General features: G+C 65.0%; 19 protein-coding genes. 15 read left to right on the top strand and 4 right to left on the bottom strand.

Translation table 11 applies throughout. The features are described 5' to 3' along the window. Positions 1-28 precede the first annotated feature (28 nt). The 9 genes from ABD301_RS28770 to ABD301_RS28730 are packed head-to-tail and all read left to right on the top strand — an operon-like array spanning position 29 to position 8,249. Positions 29-277, top strand: a complete 249-nt coding sequence (locus ABD301_RS28770) for an acyl carrier protein (RefSeq protein ID WP_163572028.1) — start codon at positions 29-31, stop codon at positions 275-277. Beyond that, positions 277-750 carry an SRPBCC family protein gene (locus tag ABD301_RS28765; protein WP_163572029.1) on the top strand — a complete coding sequence of 158 codons (474 nt, stop codon included), beginning with the start codon at positions 277-279 and terminating at the stop codon, positions 748-750. The genes ABD301_RS28770 and ABD301_RS28765 overlap by 1 nt, the downstream gene beginning before the upstream one ends. Beyond that, entirely contained in the window at positions 747-1,805 is a 1,059-nt protein-coding gene (locus ABD301_RS28760) for a methyltransferase (protein WP_344313481.1), read from the top strand. The genes ABD301_RS28765 and ABD301_RS28760 overlap by 4 nt, the downstream gene beginning before the upstream one ends. Continuing rightward, positions 1,802-2,932: an LLM class flavin-dependent oxidoreductase gene (locus tag ABD301_RS28755; RefSeq protein ID WP_344313480.1), complete on the top strand. Its 1,131-nt coding sequence runs from the start codon at positions 1,802-1,804 to the stop codon at positions 2,930-2,932. Before ABD301_RS28760 ends, ABD301_RS28755 begins: the two co-directional genes overlap by 4 nt. Next, on the top strand, positions 2,929-3,663 hold the full coding sequence (locus tag ABD301_RS28750) for an SDR family NAD(P)-dependent oxidoreductase (RefSeq protein ID WP_344313479.1): 735 nt from the start codon (positions 2,929-2,931) through the stop codon (positions 3,661-3,663). The genes ABD301_RS28755 and ABD301_RS28750 overlap by 4 nt, the downstream gene beginning before the upstream one ends. An 18-nt stretch (positions 3,664-3,681) precedes the next feature. Further along, positions 3,682-4,560, top strand: a complete 879-nt coding sequence (locus ABD301_RS28745) for an NmrA family NAD(P)-binding protein (RefSeq protein WP_344313477.1) — start codon at positions 3,682-3,684, stop codon at positions 4,558-4,560. A gap of 14 nt (positions 4,561-4,574) precedes the next feature. Beyond that, complete coding sequence (locus tag ABD301_RS28740) at positions 4,575-5,822, top strand: cytochrome P450 family protein (RefSeq protein ID WP_344313476.1); 1,248 nt, start codon at positions 4,575-4,577, stop codon at positions 5,820-5,822. A 16-nt stretch (positions 5,823-5,838) separates the two neighbouring features. Then, the gene (locus ABD301_RS28735; RefSeq protein ID WP_344313475.1) at positions 5,839-7,071 is read left to right on the top strand and encodes a cytochrome P450; all 1,233 of its coding nucleotides are present in this window, start codon (positions 5,839-5,841) and stop codon (positions 7,069-7,071) included. Continuing rightward, entirely contained in the window at positions 7,068-8,249 is a 1,182-nt protein-coding gene (locus ABD301_RS28730; protein ID WP_344313474.1) for a cytochrome P450 family protein, read from the top strand. Before ABD301_RS28735 ends, ABD301_RS28730 begins: the two co-directional genes overlap by 4 nt. A 60-nt stretch (positions 8,250-8,309) precedes the next feature. Here the strand turns inward: ABD301_RS28730 and ABD301_RS28725 are convergent, their stop codons facing one another. Next, positions 8,310-8,738: a MarR family winged helix-turn-helix transcriptional regulator gene (locus ABD301_RS28725; protein WP_163572041.1), complete on the bottom strand. Its 429-nt coding sequence runs from the start codon at positions 8,736-8,738 to the stop codon at positions 8,310-8,312. A gap of 85 nt (positions 8,739-8,823) precedes the next feature. Between ABD301_RS28725 and ABD301_RS28720 the strand changes: the two genes are divergently transcribed. From ABD301_RS28720 to ABD301_RS28705, 4 genes are all read left to right on the top strand, one after another. Continuing rightward, entirely contained in the window at positions 8,824-9,804 is a 981-nt protein-coding gene (locus ABD301_RS28720) for an ATP-binding cassette domain-containing protein (protein WP_163572042.1), read from the top strand. Beyond that, positions 9,801-10,631 (top strand): ABC transporter permease, encoded by an 831-nt coding sequence (locus tag ABD301_RS28715; protein ID WP_344313473.1) that lies wholly within the window; start codon positions 9,801-9,803, stop codon positions 10,629-10,631. Before ABD301_RS28720 ends, ABD301_RS28715 begins: the two co-directional genes overlap by 4 nt. A 15-nt stretch (positions 10,632-10,646) precedes the next feature. Continuing rightward, the gene (locus ABD301_RS28710; RefSeq protein ID WP_344313472.1) at positions 10,647-11,489 is read left to right on the top strand and encodes a maleylpyruvate isomerase family mycothiol-dependent enzyme; all 843 of its coding nucleotides are present in this window, start codon (positions 10,647-10,649) and stop codon (positions 11,487-11,489) included. Positions 11,490-11,570: 81 nt separating this feature from the next. Then, the gene (locus ABD301_RS28705) at positions 11,571-11,987 is read left to right on the top strand and encodes an enediyne antibiotic chromoprotein (protein WP_344313471.1); all 417 of its coding nucleotides are present in this window, start codon (positions 11,571-11,573) and stop codon (positions 11,985-11,987) included. Between the two features lie 39 nt (positions 11,988-12,026). On the opposite strand, the gene ABD301_RS28700 is transcribed toward ABD301_RS28705, so the two are convergent. Continuing rightward, positions 12,027-13,244, bottom strand: a complete 1,218-nt coding sequence (locus tag ABD301_RS28700; protein WP_344313470.1) for a cytochrome P450 family protein — start codon at positions 13,242-13,244, stop codon at positions 12,027-12,029. A gap of 86 nt (positions 13,245-13,330) precedes the next feature. After that, a complete protein-coding gene (locus tag ABD301_RS28695; RefSeq protein WP_344313469.1) occupies positions 13,331-13,912 on the bottom strand; it encodes a TetR/AcrR family transcriptional regulator in 582 nt (193 codons plus the stop codon). Between the two features lie 96 nt (positions 13,913-14,008). Here ABD301_RS28695 and ABD301_RS28690 point away from each other — a divergent pair, with 96 nt between their 5' ends. Together ABD301_RS28690 and ABD301_RS28685 are read left to right on the top strand one after the other, a co-directional pair. Beyond that, entirely contained in the window at positions 14,009-14,659 is a 651-nt protein-coding gene (locus ABD301_RS28690) for an FMN-dependent NADH-azoreductase (RefSeq protein ID WP_344313468.1), read from the top strand. After that, positions 14,656-14,985: a DMT family transporter gene (locus ABD301_RS28685; RefSeq protein ID WP_344313467.1), complete on the top strand. Its 330-nt coding sequence runs from the start codon at positions 14,656-14,658 to the stop codon at positions 14,983-14,985. Before ABD301_RS28690 ends, ABD301_RS28685 begins: the two co-directional genes overlap by 4 nt. A 62-nt stretch (positions 14,986-15,047) precedes the next feature. Here the strand turns inward: ABD301_RS28685 and ABD301_RS28680 are convergent, their stop codons facing one another. Beyond that, the gene (locus ABD301_RS28680) at positions 15,048-16,415 is read right to left on the bottom strand and encodes a GH1 family beta-glucosidase (RefSeq protein ID WP_344313466.1); all 1,368 of its coding nucleotides are present in this window, start codon (positions 16,413-16,415) and stop codon (positions 15,048-15,050) included. Positions 16,416-16,418: the final 3 nt, after the last annotated feature.

Genomic DNA, 16,418 nt, shown 5'->3' with positions numbered 1-16,418 from the left:
GTCGCCGGTTCTAGAAGGGAGAAGTGCGATGAGTGAGTTCACCGCGGACGAGTTGGCACGCATCATGCGGCAGTATGCCGGGGTCACCGATCCGCCGCCGCTGGACGGCGAGCAGCGGGACACCGACTTTGCCGAGCTGGGCTGCGATTCCCTTGGTCTGATCGAGGTCAAGGCCAGGATCGAAACCGAGTATCACGTCACCATTCCGGAAAACGGGTTGTCCACGCCGGCCGAGTTGATGGACTACGTCAACGAGCAGCAGAAGGCGAAGCGATAATGGCTGGGCACACCGAAAACAGTGTCGTCATCGAGGCCCCGCTGGACCTGGTGTGGGACATGACCAACGACATCGAGTCGTGGCCGGCTCTGTTCACCGAGTACGCATCTGTCGAGGTCCTGCGCCGGATTGGTCCCACCGTACGATTCCGGCTCACCCTGAAGCCGGACCAGAACGGCACCGCGTGGAGCTGGGTTTCCGATCGTACGTCCAATCCGGCCACCCGCACGGTCCGTGCACACCGTGTGGAGACCGGCAACTTCGAGTTCATGGACATCTTCTGGGAATATACCGAGCTTTCCGATGGCGTTCAGATGCGCTGGGTGCAGGACTTTCACATGTTGGACACCGCCCCGGTGGACGACGAGGCGATGACCAACCGGCTCAACACCAACACGGTGATCCAGATGAACCACATCAAGCGGGCGGTCGAAAAGCGCGCCGCAGAGCTGTCTGAAGGGGCTTTCCGATGACTCAGGCTCCGCCAACCCCGCAGGCTGGTTTTCCCCACCTGGCTCAGCTTCCGCCGCGGGTGCGGATGTTGACGATGGTCACCGCGCACCACATTTCCCACGTCATGCACGTGATCGCGGAGCTGGGCATCGCCGACAAGGTGGCGGCCAAGCCGCAGACCGCTGGTGAGTTGGCCGACGAGACCGGTACGGACACGGCCGCGCTGGCCCGGGTGTTGGATGCGGCGACCGCGGTCGGGGTTTTTCGGCTGCAGCCGGACGGCAAGTACGAGATGACCGCCGAGGCGGAGTTCCTCCGCTCAGATGTTCCGGGCAGCGTTAAGGACTTCGCCGTCCACATCGGAAACGTCAGCCGCCTGCACTCGTACGGTGAGCTGCTGAACACCGTACGGACCGGCGAGACGGCCTTCAACCGGGTACACGGACAGCCGGTCTTTGACTACTTCGCGGACAAGCCGGAGCTTTCGGCGCCGTTCAACCGGGCGATGACCTCCTTCTCCGGGCACGCTGCGACGGAGCTCGCGAAGCTTGGCCCATTCGGCGACTTCAGTGTGGTGGCGGATCTCGGCGGCGGCCACGGCCTGATGCTGTCCGAGATTCTCAAGCACCACAGCAATGTCCGCGGCCTGCTCTACGACCGTCCCGAGGTCACCCCGGGAGCGCCGGCCCTGCTGGAAAAGGCGGGCGTCGCCGATCGTACGACCGTGGTCTCCGGCGACTTCTTCAGCAATGTGCCCGAAGGTCCGGACGCGTACATTTTGAAGAGCGTCCTGCACGACTGGGACGACGGCGAATGCGGCACGATCCTGCGCAATGTGCGCAAGGCCATCGGCGAAAACACCGATGCTCGGCTGTTCCTGATCGAGGCCGTGATGACCGAGGCCAACGTCTGGGACTTCAGCCGGATCCTGGACCTGGAGATGCTGGTCAACGTCGGTGGCCAGGAGCGCACCCAGCGCGGCTGGGCGACTTTGCTGGCGGCCAGTGGATTCGAGCTGGTCAAGGTGACCCGGGCGGTGCCACCGAACAACATTCTCGAGTGCAGGCCGGTATGACCCGACCCCGGGTGTCCGCCGGCATCGTGTGGAGCACCAGCGCGCCGATCCCGGCCGGCCGGGCCCAGCTGGGCCTCGCGCGGGCCGGTGGGCTGGATTCCTTCTGGGCCGTCGACCACCTGATCAGCCCGTTTCCGAAAGCCGTGTGGGACCCGGACTTCACCTTCCTGGCGAAGAAAACGTCGACGCCGGACGAGGCGTACGACTTCGCCACCATGTTGGGGCATCTGGCCGGCAAGGCCGGCCGGATGCGCCTGGGCGTGGGCGTCACCGACCCACATCGCCGGCATCCGGCACTGCTGGCCCAGACCTTCCTCACGCTGTCACACCTGACAAAAAGGGCCCCGATCCTCGCGCTGGGAGCTGGTGAAAGGGAAAACCTGGACCCGTACGGAATCGAGCACAGTCAGCCGGTGAGCCGCGTCGAGGAGGCACTGCAAGTTCTCCGTGCCTGCCTCGACGCGGACGGTTCGGTCGACTTCGACGGGAAGTTCTTCCAGCTGGACAAGGCGGTCATGGACCTGCGTCCGCCGCGTCCGGACCGAGCACCTCAGCTGTGGCTGGGAGCCAACGGTCCACGAATGCTTGCCCTGACTGGAAAGTACGCGGACGGCTGGTATCCGTGGGAGCTGGTGCCGCCGTCCGAGTACGAGCGGCGGCTCAGCATCGTGACCAAGTCGGCGCTGACCGCTGGCCGCGATCCGGACCGGATCGAGGCTGCACAGGTCATTACCTACGTGGCCGGGTCAAACCAGCAGAATGTGGAAAAGCTGCTCCGCAGCAAGGCGGTCCGCTACCTCGGCCTGTTCGCGTCGGCGGCCGAATGGGCGAACCACGGCGTGGATCACCCGCTCGGGCCCGACTACACCGGCCCGGTCGACCTGATGCCACATCGGTACAGCCGGAGCGAAATGCTGCGGGCGATCGACGCGGTTCCGGACGAGTTGATCCGGCAGCGAATGCTGGTGGGTACGCCCAAACAGCTGCTCAGCAGGATCCGGGACCTGGTCGACGTTGGCCTGCGGCATGCGGTTCTCGTCCCCGCTTCGGCGCTGGTTTCCCCCGCTGATGCCGCTTTTGGGCTCGGCAGCGCGCTGTGGATGGCGAACAGATTGAGGCACGGATGAGGGGACTCGAAGGCCGCCGCGCGCTGGTGACTGGCGGTGCGCGCGGCATTGGCAGGGCTTGTGTGCTGGCGCTGGCCAAGGCCGGGGTGAGGACTGTCGTCGCCTATCGTACAAAAGATCAGGCAGTGGTGGATCTCGACGTGGAGTTGGCGGAAATCGGCTCCGGTCACCGGCTCGTCCAAGCAGACGTGACCAGCGCCGAAGACGTTGCCGCGCTGGCAAAACAGTGTGAGGACTTCCTCGGCGGCCTCGACATTGTGGTCAACAACGCCGGTGTGATCAGTCATGTGCCCTATAGCGTCCTGTCGGACGACGAGTGGGATCGGATCGTACGCACCAACCTCGACGGTACGCACCGGGTGACCAAAGCTGTGTTGCCGCTGCTGGGAAACGGCTCCTCGGTAGTCAACATTGGTTCTGGTACGGCCGACGCCGGCGTGCCGACGCTTGGCCACTATGCCGCCGCGAAGGCGGGTGTGGTCGGGTTGACCAAGGCCCTTGGCAAAGAACTCGGCCCAGTGGGCGTACGAGTGAACGCCGTGGTCGCGGGTTTGGTGGAGACCAACATGATCTCCAGCTATTCGAACGAGCAGCGCGAGCGGCTCGCCGCGATGACTTCGCTGCGGCGGCTCGGAAAGCCTGAGGACATCGCCGGTGTGGTGCTTTTCCTCGCCAGCGATCTGGCCCGTTATGTGACAGCCACGACCGTACGCGTCGACGGCGGAATGTAAGAGAAAGGGACTCTTCAGATGTCAGGTCTCGACGTACTCGTGGTGGGTGCGACCGGGCAGCAGGGCGGCGCCACCGCGCGGGAGTTGCTGGCGCACGGCCACACGGTACGTGCGATGACCCGTACGCCGAAGTCGCCGGCGGCACGCGCGCTTGCCTTGGCAGGTGCCAAAATTGTTCGAGGCGATCTCACCGACTGCGGATCGGTCGCGGCCGCCGCGGCCGGAGCGGACGCCGCTTTCCTGGTGTCCGACACGTTCGACGCGGGAGTGGAAGAGGAAACCCGGGTCGCCATCAAAGGGGTGGAAGGGTTTCGTGCGGCCGGGGTCGGTCACGTGGTCTACACCTCGGCGGCCAGCGCGGACCGGGACACCGGCGTGCCGCATTACGAGAGCAAGCGGCGAGTCGAGCACTACCTGCGCGAACAGGCCGTGCCGCACACGGTGATCGGGCCCGCTTTCTTCATGGAGAACAGGTTTTTCGGGCTACGCCGGATCGACGACGGCTGGATCCTGCCGAGCCCGATGCCGGTGGACCGGCAGCTCCAGCAGATCCCAGTGGACGACATCGGCGCCTTCGCGCGGCATGTTTTTGAGCACCGGGAGCAGATGCTGGGTCAGCGGATAGACATCGCCAGCGACGAGCTGGATGGTCGGCACACCGCGGACGCACTCTCGCAGACCTTGAGCGCATCCGTACGAGCCGTCGCGGTGCCGGCCGATGCGGCCCGTTTCGGGCCGGATCTGGCGAAGATGTTCGACTACATCACCCGAGTGGGTTTCGTCGCGGATGTGGCTGGGCTGCGTCGCGACTTCGCCGACGTGCACTGGCAGCGGTTCGGTGACTGGGCAACGAAACAGGACTGGGTGGCTCAGGCCGGCCGGGCCGAACCACAGTAGACGAGAGGATTATCGTGACCATAGAAGAAAAGGCCGTGCCGGAGCTGTTCAGTGACGGCTTCCTGGCCGACCCGTTCCCGACCTACAACCACCTCCGGGAGAACGACCCGGTGGTACGCATCGACTATCCCGGCCACCGGCTGAGCGTCTGGTTCATCACCCGGTACGAGGACGTGCGTGCCGCCTTCGTGGATCCCCGATTCTGCAAGGACCGTACGACTCTGGGCAGCGACTGCCCGTTGGCGTCCACCGCGCACCACGACCCGGAGCTGGTCGCACTGACCCGCTGTCTGAACATGGTCGACGACCCCGAACACACCCGGCTGCGCCGGTTGGTCTCCACCGGTTTCACCCCGCGACGGGTGAAACAAATGGAAACCGAGGCGCGCGCGTACGCGAACAAACTGATCGACGCGGTGGTCGCGGACGGCAGGATGGATCTGGTCGCGAACCTCGCGAACCCGCTTTCTTTCGACATTATTGGCGGCATGATCGGCGGCCTGCCCGATGAGGAGGGCCGCGGTTTCGACCGGGTCCGACTGCGCGAGCTGGGTCAGCGGCTGACGACGCCGATCAACGGTACGACTCCGTTGGAATACAACGAAATCAAGCATGAGATCAAGCGGCTCACGCTGGACCTGATCGAGCGCCGGCGCGGTTCGGACGGTGGTGACTCGTTCAGTGCCTTCGTCCAGGCCAACGAGCGCGGCGAGATCACCGACGACGAGTTGCTCGCGATGATCGTCACCCTGGTGGTCGGCGGCATGGACACCACTGCCTCCTTCATTGCCACCGCTTTCCACTCGCTGTTGACAAACCCGGAGCAGCTGAAGGTGCTGCGCGAGCAGCCTGAGCTGATGGAATCGGCCGTTGAAGAGCTGCTGCGCTACGCCGGCGGCATGCAGATGGCGTCTTTCCATTACACCAAGGAAGAGGTGGAGATCGGTGGGGTGACGATCCCGCGCGGCGAGGTGGTCGCTTTCGTGCTCTTCGCGGCCAACCGGGACCCGGAGCAGTTCGAGAACCCGGACCAGCTGGACCTGAACCGGCCGGACAACTCGCATCTGGGTTTCGGGCTGGGCATGCACAACTGCCTCGGCCAGAAGCTCGGCCGGATGCTCACCACGGTCGCGATCGAGACCGTGTTGGAAAGGATAGGCGACTTCCAGCTCGCGGTGCCCGCCGACCAGGTCCACTGGCGGCCGGGTGCACTGCTTCGCGCGCCGCATGAGCTGCCGGTCGTTTTCACCGCCAAGTCTTAGAAAGGGAGACGTAGTCATGGCCGACGCGCCGAAAATGTTCACGCCGGAGTTCCTCGCCAACCCGCACCCGGTGTGGAAGCACCTGCGCGAGACCGCGCCGGTCGTGCCCGTGGTCTATCCCGGCGAAATGACGATCTACTTCGTCACCCGGTTTGACGAGGTCCGCAGCGTGCTGGCGGATACCAGATTCAGCAAGGACCGGTCCGCGCTGACGGACGGGGATCTGCGGCCGGAGCGGTTCGAGCGGGACGAGCGGCTGGCCGCTTTCCACCAGAACCTGAATATGGTGGACCCGCCGAACCACAGCCGGCTGCGCAGGGTCGTCGGACGCCAGTTGCCGCCCCGCAAGGTCCGTGCGCTAGAGGACCGCGCGCGAGCGTACGCTCGGGAATTGCTGGAAAAGTTCGCTGAGACCGGCAAGGCGGACTTGATTGGCGATCTGGTGTTGCCGTTCGCAGAAAAAATTCTCGGTGACTTCAATGGCACGGATGTGTTGACAGCTGAGGAAAACCGTTTCATGCGGGACAAGATCAGCCTGCTGATCAGCCCGCCGTACGATCTGCGGCTGGACGACTTCGAAGTGCTCAAGCACGAGATCATGGAGGTCATCGTCACGTTGCTGGAGCGCCGCGAGGCCAACCCGAACGACTGCGTTTTCAGCGGTTTCATCGCCGAACGCGACGCGGGGGAGCTGTCCGAGCTGGAGCTTTTCGCGCTGACCATCACGATGTTGTTCTCCGGCATCGAGTCGGTCATCGCGTTCACCGGTACGGCCCTGCATTCACTGCTGCGCAATCCCGAGCAGTTGGAGCTGCTGAAGGCGCGGCCCGAACTGTTGCAGAACGCGATCGAGGAGCTGATCCGCTACGACAGCGGCACCCAGATCGGCACCTTCCGGTTCACTCGTGAGGAAATCGAGGTGGGTGGCGTCGCTATCCCGGCTGGTTCGACAGTCTGCCCGCTGCTGGCCGCCGCCCACCGCGACCCGGCGAAGTTCGCCAACCCAGACCGCCTGGACATCACCCGGGAGGACAATCACCACCTCGGTTTCGGCCTGGGCATTCACAACTGCATCGGCGCGTTGTTCGGCCGGATGCTGGCTGGCATCGCGGTCGAGGCGATCGTCACCGGACTCGCGGACGTACGACTCGCCGTCGAACCGGCCGACCTGAAGTGGAAGCCGGGCCTGCTGCACCGCGCGCTTTTCGAGCTGCCGGTGGCATTCGCGCCGGTCGGGGTGCCGGCGTGACCACCACGCAGCAGAGCCACGACCAGGAGTTGGCGCAGATCCGGGAAAACACCCCGGTCTGCCCGGTGACGCCACCCCATGGCGTACCGACGTGGCTGGTCACCCGGTACGACCACGCGCGGGCCGTGCTCGTCGATCCGCGCATCAGCAAGGATATGCACAGCGCGATGTCGGCCTATCAGGCGCTGTTCGGCGACTCGTCGATGGCGTTGGACGACAACATGATCTTCTCTGACGGACCCAAACACACCCGGCTGCGCCGGCTGGTCGCGAAGGCCTTCACCCCACGGCGGGTGGAGGCGCTGCGGCCGCGTACCCAACAGATCACCGACCAGTTATTGGACGCGATCGGCCCGTACGCGCCCGTCAACCTGGTTGAGGCGTTCACTTTTCCGCTCCCCATCACCGTTATCTGTGAGCTGCTGGGTGTGCCAGCGGACATGCGTGCGGACTTCCAGCGTTGGTCGACCACCGTCGCGGGCACTGTCTACGACGATGATTCCGTACGGTTGCAACAGGCGGCTGAGGAGCAGATGCATCACCAGCTCGTAGAGTTGGTGGCACTCAAGAGAAAGGAGCCGGGCGACGATCTGCTGACCGATCTGATCGCTGCGAGGGACGACGGAGATCGGCTCTCCGAGGCCGAGCTCGTGTCGATGACGTGGTTGCTGCTCTTCGCTGGCCACGAAACGACGGCGCGGTTGTTGGGGAACGCGATCCATGCACTGCTCACCCATCCTGACCAGTTGCGCAGGCTGGTGGCCGAGCCGCACCTGATCGGCACCGCAGTCGAGGAATTCATCCGTTTCGACGGCCCGGCCGAGAACGCCACTTTTCGGGTCGCCACCGAGGATATTCCGCTCGCGGACGCGGTCATCGAAAAGGGTTCGCTGGTGCAGATCGTGCTGGCCACCGCGAATCGAGATCCCCGGCACTTCGACCGCCCGGAGGATTTGGATATCGGGCGTACGGACAACCACCACCTCGGCATGGGTCACGGCATCCACTACTGCCTCGGCGCGTCACTTGCCAGGATGGAAGCCGAAATCGCCATCGGCACCCTGTTCCGCCGCTTCCCGCACCTCACCCTGGCCGGCGAGGTCCCACGGCTTGGCCCCGAAAACCCGGCCTTTCGTGGTGTTTCAGCCCTTCCGGTTCTCCTGCACGCGCGAACTTGACGTTTTCGCTGCCGATACGCCGAAAACGACAGCGAAAACGTCGAGCTCGCGAACGAGTCGTCAGGAGGCGGACATCAGGCGGTGCAGGAAGTCCATCAGGACCGTTCGCTCGGACTCGTCGAGGGCCTGGAAGGTGCGTTCCGCGAGCTCGACGTTGTGTTGGCGGATTTTCTCGATGTGTTCCCAGCCGGCCGGGGTGATGGTGATCAGCGTGGTCCGGCGGTCGTTCCGTGCTGGCGTACGCGCGACCAGCCCGTCGCCTTCGAGGGTGTCGGCGAGCGCGGTGACGGCCCGCGGGGTGACGCCAAGGGCCGTGCCGATGTCGCTCATCCGGGCCCCGGAGCCGATCGACTCCAGCGTCACCATGAACCTCACAGCGGCCACTGACCAGCCCAAAGTCGCGAAATAAGTGCCGGCCTTGCGGCGCATCTCCTGCGCGGCGCGAGTGAACGTCTGGCTCAGGTCGGCGGCGCTTGGTGTCGTACTCAACAAACCTCCTTGGAAGTATTTACATACTTCACTATCCTCCTGTACATAATACAGGAGTTCATCAGTTCTTCGAAGGGAGTGGCCCATGGCGGCTGACAAACCGGCCGTATTGGTCGAAAACGTACGGAAGCGATTCGGCGAGACCGAGGCGTTGCGAGGCCTGGACCTGTCTGTCCAGCCCGGCCAGATCGTCTGCCTGCTCGGCCCGAACGGTGCCGGCAAGACGACCGCGGTCCGCATCATGGCGACCCTGCTGCGCCCGGACAGTGGGCGGGTCGAGGTCGCCGGGCTGGACGTCGTACGTGACGCCCACCGCCTCCGTTCGCTGATCGGCCTGACCGGGCAGTATGCCGCCGTCGACGAATACCTGACAGGGCGCGAAAACCTGGACATGTTCGGCCGGCTCTACAAACTGCCGAGGCGGGCCACGAAGGCGCGTACGGCAGAGTTGCTGGCTCGTTTCGAGCTGACCGACGCGGCCAACCGCCCGGTCAAAACGTACTCCGGCGGCATGCGTCGGCGCCTGGACCTGGCGGCCAGTCTGGTCGTCTCGCCGCCGGTGCTGTTCCTCGACGAGCCGACCACCGGCCTGGATCCGCGCAGCCGCCTCGGCATGTGGGAGGTCGTACGCGGCCTGACCGCCGCCGGCACTTCGGTGCTGCTGACCACCCAGTATTTGGAGGAGGCTGATCAGTTGGCCGACGACATCTACGTCATAGACCACGGCCAGGCGATTGCGCACGGCACCGCTGACCAGCTGAAATCCCAGATAGGCGGGGAGCGGCTGGAGATCACCATGGCCGACCCGGGGGATCTGGAGCTGGCCGCGGACGTGCTCCGCGGCTTCGGTGACGGGATCCCACATGTCGACACTGAGCGGCGGAAGGTCGCGGTCGCGGTGAAGTCGCGTACGGGCCTGCTCACCGACGTGGTGCGCGAGCTGGACGGGACCGGCGCCGGCGTACAGGACCTCGCGATGCGGCGGCCAACGCTGGACGACGTTTTCCTGGTGTTGACCGGACACAGCGCCGAACCGGTCGCCGAACTCGTGGAGGTGGCCTCATGACCGTGCTTTCCTCAGCGGCCCCACCGCGGGTGATCGCGGTGCCGTCCAGCAATCCACTTCTGGGCTTCTTCTTGGAAGTCTGTGTGCTCGCCAAGCGCTATCTGATCCATTTGCGCCGGCAGCCACAGCAGTTGATGTTCGCCACCGCGCAACCGGCGCTTTTCGTGCTGATGTTTCGTTTTGTGTTTGGTGGGGCCATCAAGATCGGTGCTGGCGCGACCAACTACGCCAGCTATCTGATGCCGGGCATCTTTATCCAGAGCGTCACGCTCGGCGCGATGACAATTGGCGTACGGCTGGCCGAGGATATGCACAGCGGCCTGATCGACCGGTTCCGGTCGCTGCCGATCTCTCGGGCGGCGGTCCTGACCGGACACACCACCGCCGGTCTGCTGCGCAATCTTTTCGTGGTATGTATCGTTTTCGTGGTGGGCCTCGCGGTGGGCTTTCGGCCGGCCCTGGACCCGCTGGGCTGGCTGGCCGCGATCGCGTTGATTTTGGGCTTCACGTTCGCGATTTCGTGGGTCGCGGTGACGATCGCGCTCTATGTCTCCAATCTGGAGGCCGTGGAGATGGCCGGGCTGACGCTGCTCATGCCGCTGACTTTTGTCAGCAGCGCGTTCGTTCCGACCCAGTCGATGCCCGGACCGCTGCGCTGGTTTGCCGAACACCAGCCGGTCAGCGTCGTTATCGACGCAGTACGGCCGTTGTTCCTGGGCACCGACCCCGGCCCCTACCCATATTTGGCGCTGCTGTGGATCGTCGGCATCGTCGCGGTCTTCTCGCCGCTCGCGGTGCGCGGCTACCTGCGCGCCACATCCAAGTAAAGAAAGAGGAAACCCATGATTCGTGACCTTGCCAGAGACACCCGCGACCGGGATCTGCCCGAGCTGATCGGCATCCTGGAACAGGAACTTGATTCGGTGGCCGCGCTCGCTGGCGAACTTTCCGAGCAGGACTGGGACAAGCCCACCGACTGCCCGGGCTGGTCGGTGAAGGACCAGGTCTCGCACATTGTCGGCGTCGAGCAGCGGCTGCTCGGTGACAAGGACCCCGAGCACGAGCTGCCGGCCGACCTTCCTTACCTGCGCAACGAAATCGCGCGCCAGGTCGAGGTGGCCGTCGACTACCGCCGGTCCAAGCCCGGTGCGGACGTACGAGCCGAGTTGGTGGAAACCACGAAGCGGCGGCTTGCGCAACTGCGTGAGCTGGCCGGCGGCCCGGACGCCGATCCGGAGGTCAAGGGGCCGCTGGGCCACACTCGTACGATGTCCGGCCTGCTGCCGGTGCGTACGTTCGACATCTGGACCCATGAGCAGGACATTCGCAACGCGACCGGCCGACCGGGCAATGTGGACGGTCCGGTCGCGGCCGAGGTGAGTGGCTCGCTCGTACGCATGTTGCCTTATGCGGTAGGAAAGTCCGGGCTGCCGGCTGGAACGACCGTGGAGCTCACGGTGATCGCCCCGCTGCCGTTGAAGACGGTCGTGCTGCGGGTGAAGGCCGCCACCGGCAGCGAGCCGGTGGAGACCGACTCACCGGACGTACGCCTGTCGATCTCCGGCGAGCGGCTCGCTCGGGTCGTCACCGGCCGGCTGCGTCCCGAGGACGCGGGCATCACCGCCACCGGCGAGGAGGCCCATGTGAAGGCCCTTTTCGACACTCTTTTCCGCGTCACTCCGTAGTTCTTGTCCGCAACGCCCCGTTGCCCGCACCACCCGCAAGTAACGGGGCGTTGCGGACACCCCACCCAAAGGAGATTATTGGTGATTGGTCGAATTGTTTTGGTCGCGGCCGCTGCGGGAGCACTGGCTCTCACTTTCAGCGCACCGGTGTCGGCGGCGACCGGGTCGGTCGTGGCGACGCCTGCTTCCGGGCTGACCGATGGTCAGAGCGTCACCGCGGCTGCGGCCGGTTTCGCGACAGGGGAAGGGATTCAGGTCACCGAGTGCGCGGCGGTGGGTACGTCGGTCGGCTGTGACGAGCCGGACGGTGCCAGCGCGACCGCCGATGCGAACGGAAAAGCAGCTGTCTCGCTCACCGTGCGCAAGTCCTTCACCGCGTACACGAACGGAGCCGCGGTGGGGTCTGTGGACTGCACCACGGTGAGCAAGGGGTGCTGGATCGGCGCGGTCAACGCTGGTCACACGACGTACGGATCGGCTGTGATCTCGTTCTCCTGAAACAAAAAAAGAGGACATCGCGAATGCGATGTCCTCTTTTTACGCTCTGGTGAAGGTAACCGGGAGCGCTGTCACGCCGTGGATAACGAAGTCGGCGCGCCAGCGTACTTCTTCCACCTGACATCCCAGTGCCACCTCAGGCAGCCGGCGTAGCAACGTACGCAGAGCGATGTCGCCTTCCAGCCGGGCCAGTGGTGCTCCGGCGCAGCGGTGAATGCCGTGGCCGAAAGCCAGGTGCGACCTGGGGGCGCGGTCCAAAACAAGTGTTTCGGCGTCCGGATAACGCTCCGGGTCGCGGTTGGCGGCGTCGATCATCACCGTGAACGACTCGTCCTTGGCGACCTTGACACCGCCAACTTCCATGTCCTCGCTGGCATAGACGACCGCGGGTGCGAATGGGCTTTCATAACGTAGGAATTCCTCGATGGCGAGCGGGATCCGCTCTGGGTCCTCGCGCAGGCTCAGGAGCGCCTTTTCGTCCTGCAGCAGCGCGAACATGGCGTTGCCGATCAGGTTCACGGTGGTCAGGAAGCCGGCCACGATCAGCAACATGATGGTGGAGGCCATTTCCCGATGAGTCAGCGGCTCTTCGGCCTGCACGAGATCGGTGACCAGATCGGTGCCCGGATCGCTCTGTTTGGTGGCGATCAGCCGGTCGACGAAGTCCATCAGCCGGGGCGCCGCGTCCTGATTGAGCTCGGCAACGTCCTGATTGGTGTCCTCGACGAAAAAGACCTGCATGATCGTCATGATTTCGTCGTGCGTACTGCTGGCGATGCCGAGCAGCTCGCAAATGACCCGCATCGGCAACTGAAACGCGAAGTCCGCGATCAGCTCGGCTTCGCCGCGGTCGGCGAAACCGTCGATCAGGTCGTCGCAGATTTCCTGAATGCGGGGTGCGAGCGCGGCGATCCGGCGAGGGCTGAAAGCGGGCTGAACGGCCCGGCGGAGCCGGCCGTGCTCGGGTTGGTCGTGGCTCAGCATGTTGTCCGCGAACGGGTTGTTGGCGGCGTCGAAGGTCTCGTCGGCCTGCGGATCCGCGAGCACCGCGCTGGCCGGCTCGACCTTGCTGACCCGGGGATCCGCCAGCACCGCGCGGGCCTGGTCATAGCGTGTGACCACCCAGGTCACCCCGCCATAGGGGGTACGGCCGCGAACCGGCCCGACCAGCGCCCGCAGGTGGTCGTACGCCGCATGTCGGTGCGCGTTCAGGCGGCCGTCGAGTATCTCGGTGGCAAGAGTTTCCCCATCTGTCATAGAGCAAATCGTGCCAGCGCGCCACCTGTTCAATCAATGATGTTCAACCGTACGACTGCGCCCTTGCGGCAGTCGATCAGCTCTGGTCAGCGGAAAACCCCGCGGGCGAGAAGATGTAACGCGGACGTGATCCGGTCCGGGCCGAGGTGCCGGGTTTCTTTCTGGAAACGGAAAGCTTCCGGTGCGAGCGGGGCCAACAGAATATCCACCAGCGCGTCCGGATCCGCCAAGTCCGCCTCGACGAGCAGTGATCTCACGTGTACGCGCCAAAATCCGTACGCACCGCCAGTGAAGCGGGCGTCACCGACCTCGGCGCCGAGCACCAGATCGATGTGCTGGTCGAGCAATTCCACCATTGCCGTGTAGAAAGCGGCCATTCGCTCGGCCGGCGCGGCGCCCGGCCCGAGCGGCGGCTCACCGTGCAGCAGCTTCTCCTGCAGCTCACGTTCATGCGCATCGAGCAGTGCCACCGCGATCGACACCGTGTCGGGATAGCGGCGGTAGAGCGTGCCTCGACCGACGCCGGCCTCCCGCGCGATGTCGTCCATCGTGACGGCTCGCGGGTCGCGGCTGGCGAAGAGCCGCCGCGCGGCGGCCAGCACCCGTGCGCGGTTCCGCGCCGCATCGGCACGTTCGGGCCGGTGGGGGCCTTCGTCGAGCAAGTTCATCGGCTCACTCTACCGCGTAACTGGACAGTCTGACCACTTGGCGCTACGGTCATAAGTGGACGCACCGTCCAGTTAATTCCAGCCAGGAGTGTTCCGATGACCCATCTGCTGCACCTCGACACAAGTGCCCGCTCCCGTTCCTTCTCCCGCGAGCTCACCGCCCGGTTTGCCACCGCGTGGCGAGCGGCACACCCCGATGGCGGCTACACGTACCGCGATCTGGCGGCCGCTCCGCCACCGCCAATTGGCGAAGCCTGGACCGAAATCTGTGACGCACTGATGGCCGAGCGGATCACCGACATCTCCCGCTATGCGGAAGTTGTTCGTACGCCCGCACAACGCGCCGCCTGGTCGGTCGTCGAGCCGCTGTTGGCCGAGCTCGTACGCGCCGATGTCGTGTTGATCGGAGCGCCGATGTACAACTTCGGCATTCCCGCCGTGCTCAAGGCCTGGATCGACCAGGTGACCTTTCCGCGAATGTCGTTGGCGGGCCGGGCTTTTGTCGTCGTCAACGCCCGCGGCGGCTCGTACGTGCCGGGGGCGCCACGAGCGCCGTACGACTACCAGGAGCCCTATCTGCGGGATTTCCTGGCTGGTCACATGTCCGTCGACGACGTCACCTTTATCAGCTCCGAACTGACAAACGCGCTGGTCGACCCGGTGATCGCAGACCTGGCTGGAAAGCAGCGTGAGTCCCACCTGCTGGCCACCGAGCTGGTGGACAAACAAGCGGCGAGTTCTCAATGAGCTGGGTGGTGCTGGTGCTGGCCGGCCTGGTGGAAGTCGCGTGGTCGCAGAGCATCAAGCCAACGAACAACTTCACTCGCCCGTTGCCAACGCTGCTCTGCCTGGCGCTCGCCGCGGTCGCGGTCTACCTGTTGTCGTGGTCGATGAACAGCTTGCCGGTTGGCACCGCCTACGCGGTTTTCACCGGAATAGGCGCGATCGGTGCGATCACTCTGGGTGTGGTGGTAAACAGGGACCCGCTCAGCATTGGCCGTTTCGCCGCGCTGGCACTGATCGTCGGCGGCATCGTCCTGGCCCGCGTCACCACAACCGCTCCCACTGAATAATTCGCGAATGTAACGAAGCAGCTCTGTTCTGTGAGCCGTTTCGTTACATTCGCGGGGAAAACCTAGCGGGTGATCACCTGGTGGAACCAGTGGTAGCTGGACTTGGGGATCCGGGCCTGCGTTTCGTAGTCGACATAGACCAGCCCGAAACGCTTGGAGTAGCCATAGCCCCACTCGAAGTTGTCCATCAATGACCAGCAGAAGTATCCGCGTACGTCGACGCCTTCCTCGATCGCCTGCCGTACTGCCCGCAGGTGGGTGTCGAGGTAGGCCACTCGTTCCGGGTCGTCGACCGCGCCGGCACTGTCCACTGTGTCCACGTAGGCGCTGCCGTTTTCGGTGATATAGACCGGCGGCAGCTGCGGATATTCTGCGGCCAGCCAGGTCAGCAGCCGGCGCAGGCCGTCCGCCTCGGTCGGCCAGCCCATCGCGGTACGGGACAGCTCGGCCGGCGGGTTGTCCCACACCCCGATGTCGGTGGCCACCCGCTGGGTGAGATCGGTGTCGGCGCTGGGCGCATGCTTGGCATATTGCGGCATGTAGTTGTTCACGCCGAAAAAGTCCAGTGGCTGCGCCACAATCTCCAGATCGCCATCCTGTCGGAAGGAGAAGTCGCTGATGGGCGACCACACCTCCTGCTCGGCCACCGGCCACCGGCCGGCCAGCAGCGGGTCGGAGAAGACCCGGTTCTGCAACAGTTCGGCGCGTACGGCGGCAGCCTTGTCCTGAGGGCTGTCAGTGGCCGCCCGCACGTGGTTCATGTTCAGCGTGATGCCGAATTTCTCGTCGCCGTACTGCTGGGCGCGCATGGCCTGTACGGCCAACCCATGGCCGACCAGCAGATGGTGCGCGGCCGCCAGCGCGCCATGGCCTTCCTGCGCGCCGGGAGCGTGCCGGCCTTCGGCGTAGCCGATGAAAGCCGAACAGTAGGGCTCATTCAGCGTTGTCCACATAGGAACGCGATCGGACAGGGCCGCGTGTACGATCGCCGCGTACTCACCGAATCGCTCCGCGGTGTCCCGTACTCGCCAGCCGCCGGCGTCTTCCAACGCCTGCGGGAGATCCCAGTGATAGAGCGTCAAATAGGGCGTGATGCCGGCGTCGCCGAGTTCATCCACCAGCCGCTGGTAAAAGTCGAGCCCCTCGACGTTCGCCGGGCCCTTGCCGTCGGGCTGGATCCGCGGCCAGGCCACCGAGAACCGGTATGCGCTGACGCCGAGGTCCTTCATCAGCCCGATGTCCTGCCCGTACCGGTGAAAGTGGTCGCAAGCCACGTCGCCGGTGTCGCCGTGCGCGGTCTTTCCCGGCGTGTGCGAGAAGGTGTCCCAGATCGACGGGCCGCGGCCGCCTTCGCCGACCGCACCCTCGATCTGGTACGCCGCGGTGGCGGTGCCCCAAACGAACCCGGCAGGGAACACCGGGAAGTCCATTGT

The sequence above is a fragment of the Fodinicola feengrottensis genome, assembly GCF_039530045.1.
GTDB lineage: Bacteria > Actinomycetota > Actinomycetes > Mycobacteriales > HKI-0501 > Fodinicola > Fodinicola feengrottensis.
The sequence above is the reverse complement of the archived record's forward strand: the minus strand, read 5'-3'. Positions and strand labels throughout refer to the sequence as shown.

Bases quoted from the DNA above. Each gene is read 5' to 3' on its own strand.
- ABD301_RS28770 (WP_163572028.1), top strand. From the start codon at position 29: ATGAGTGAGTTCACCGCGGACGAGTTGGCACGCATCATGCGGCAGTAT.
- ABD301_RS28765 (WP_163572029.1), top strand. From the start codon at position 277: ATGGCTGGGCACACCGAAAACAGTGTCGTCATCGAGGCCCCGCTGGAC.
- ABD301_RS28760 (WP_344313481.1), top strand. From the start codon at position 747: ATGACTCAGGCTCCGCCAACCCCGCAGGCTGGTTTTCCCCACCTGGCT.
- ABD301_RS28755 (WP_344313480.1), top strand. From the start codon at position 1,802: ATGACCCGACCCCGGGTGTCCGCCGGCATCGTGTGGAGCACCAGCGCG.
- ABD301_RS28750 (WP_344313479.1), top strand. From the start codon at position 2,929: ATGAGGGGACTCGAAGGCCGCCGCGCGCTGGTGACTGGCGGTGCGCGC.
- ABD301_RS28745 (WP_344313477.1), top strand. From the start codon at position 3,682: ATGTCAGGTCTCGACGTACTCGTGGTGGGTGCGACCGGGCAGCAGGGC.
- ABD301_RS28735 (WP_344313475.1), top strand. From the start codon at position 5,839: ATGGCCGACGCGCCGAAAATGTTCACGCCGGAGTTCCTCGCCAACCCG.
- ABD301_RS28720 (WP_163572042.1), top strand. From the start codon at position 8,824: ATGGCGGCTGACAAACCGGCCGTATTGGTCGAAAACGTACGGAAGCGA.
- ABD301_RS28715 (WP_344313473.1), top strand. From the start codon at position 9,801: ATGACCGTGCTTTCCTCAGCGGCCCCACCGCGGGTGATCGCGGTGCCG.
- ABD301_RS28710 (WP_344313472.1), top strand. From the start codon at position 10,647: ATGATTCGTGACCTTGCCAGAGACACCCGCGACCGGGATCTGCCCGAG.
- ABD301_RS28700 (WP_344313470.1), bottom strand. From the start codon at position 13,244: ATGACAGATGGGGAAACTCTTGCCACCGAGATACTCGACGGCCGCCTG.
- ABD301_RS28695 (WP_344313469.1), bottom strand. From the start codon at position 13,912: ATGAACTTGCTCGACGAAGGCCCCCACCGGCCCGAACGTGCCGATGCG.
- ABD301_RS28690 (WP_344313468.1), top strand. From the start codon at position 14,009: ATGACCCATCTGCTGCACCTCGACACAAGTGCCCGCTCCCGTTCCTTC.
- ABD301_RS28685 (WP_344313467.1), top strand. From the start codon at position 14,656: ATGAGCTGGGTGGTGCTGGTGCTGGCCGGCCTGGTGGAAGTCGCGTGG.
- ABD301_RS28680 (WP_344313466.1), bottom strand. From the start codon at position 16,415: ATGGACTTCCCGGTGTTCCCTGCCGGGTTCGTTTGGGGCACCGCCACC.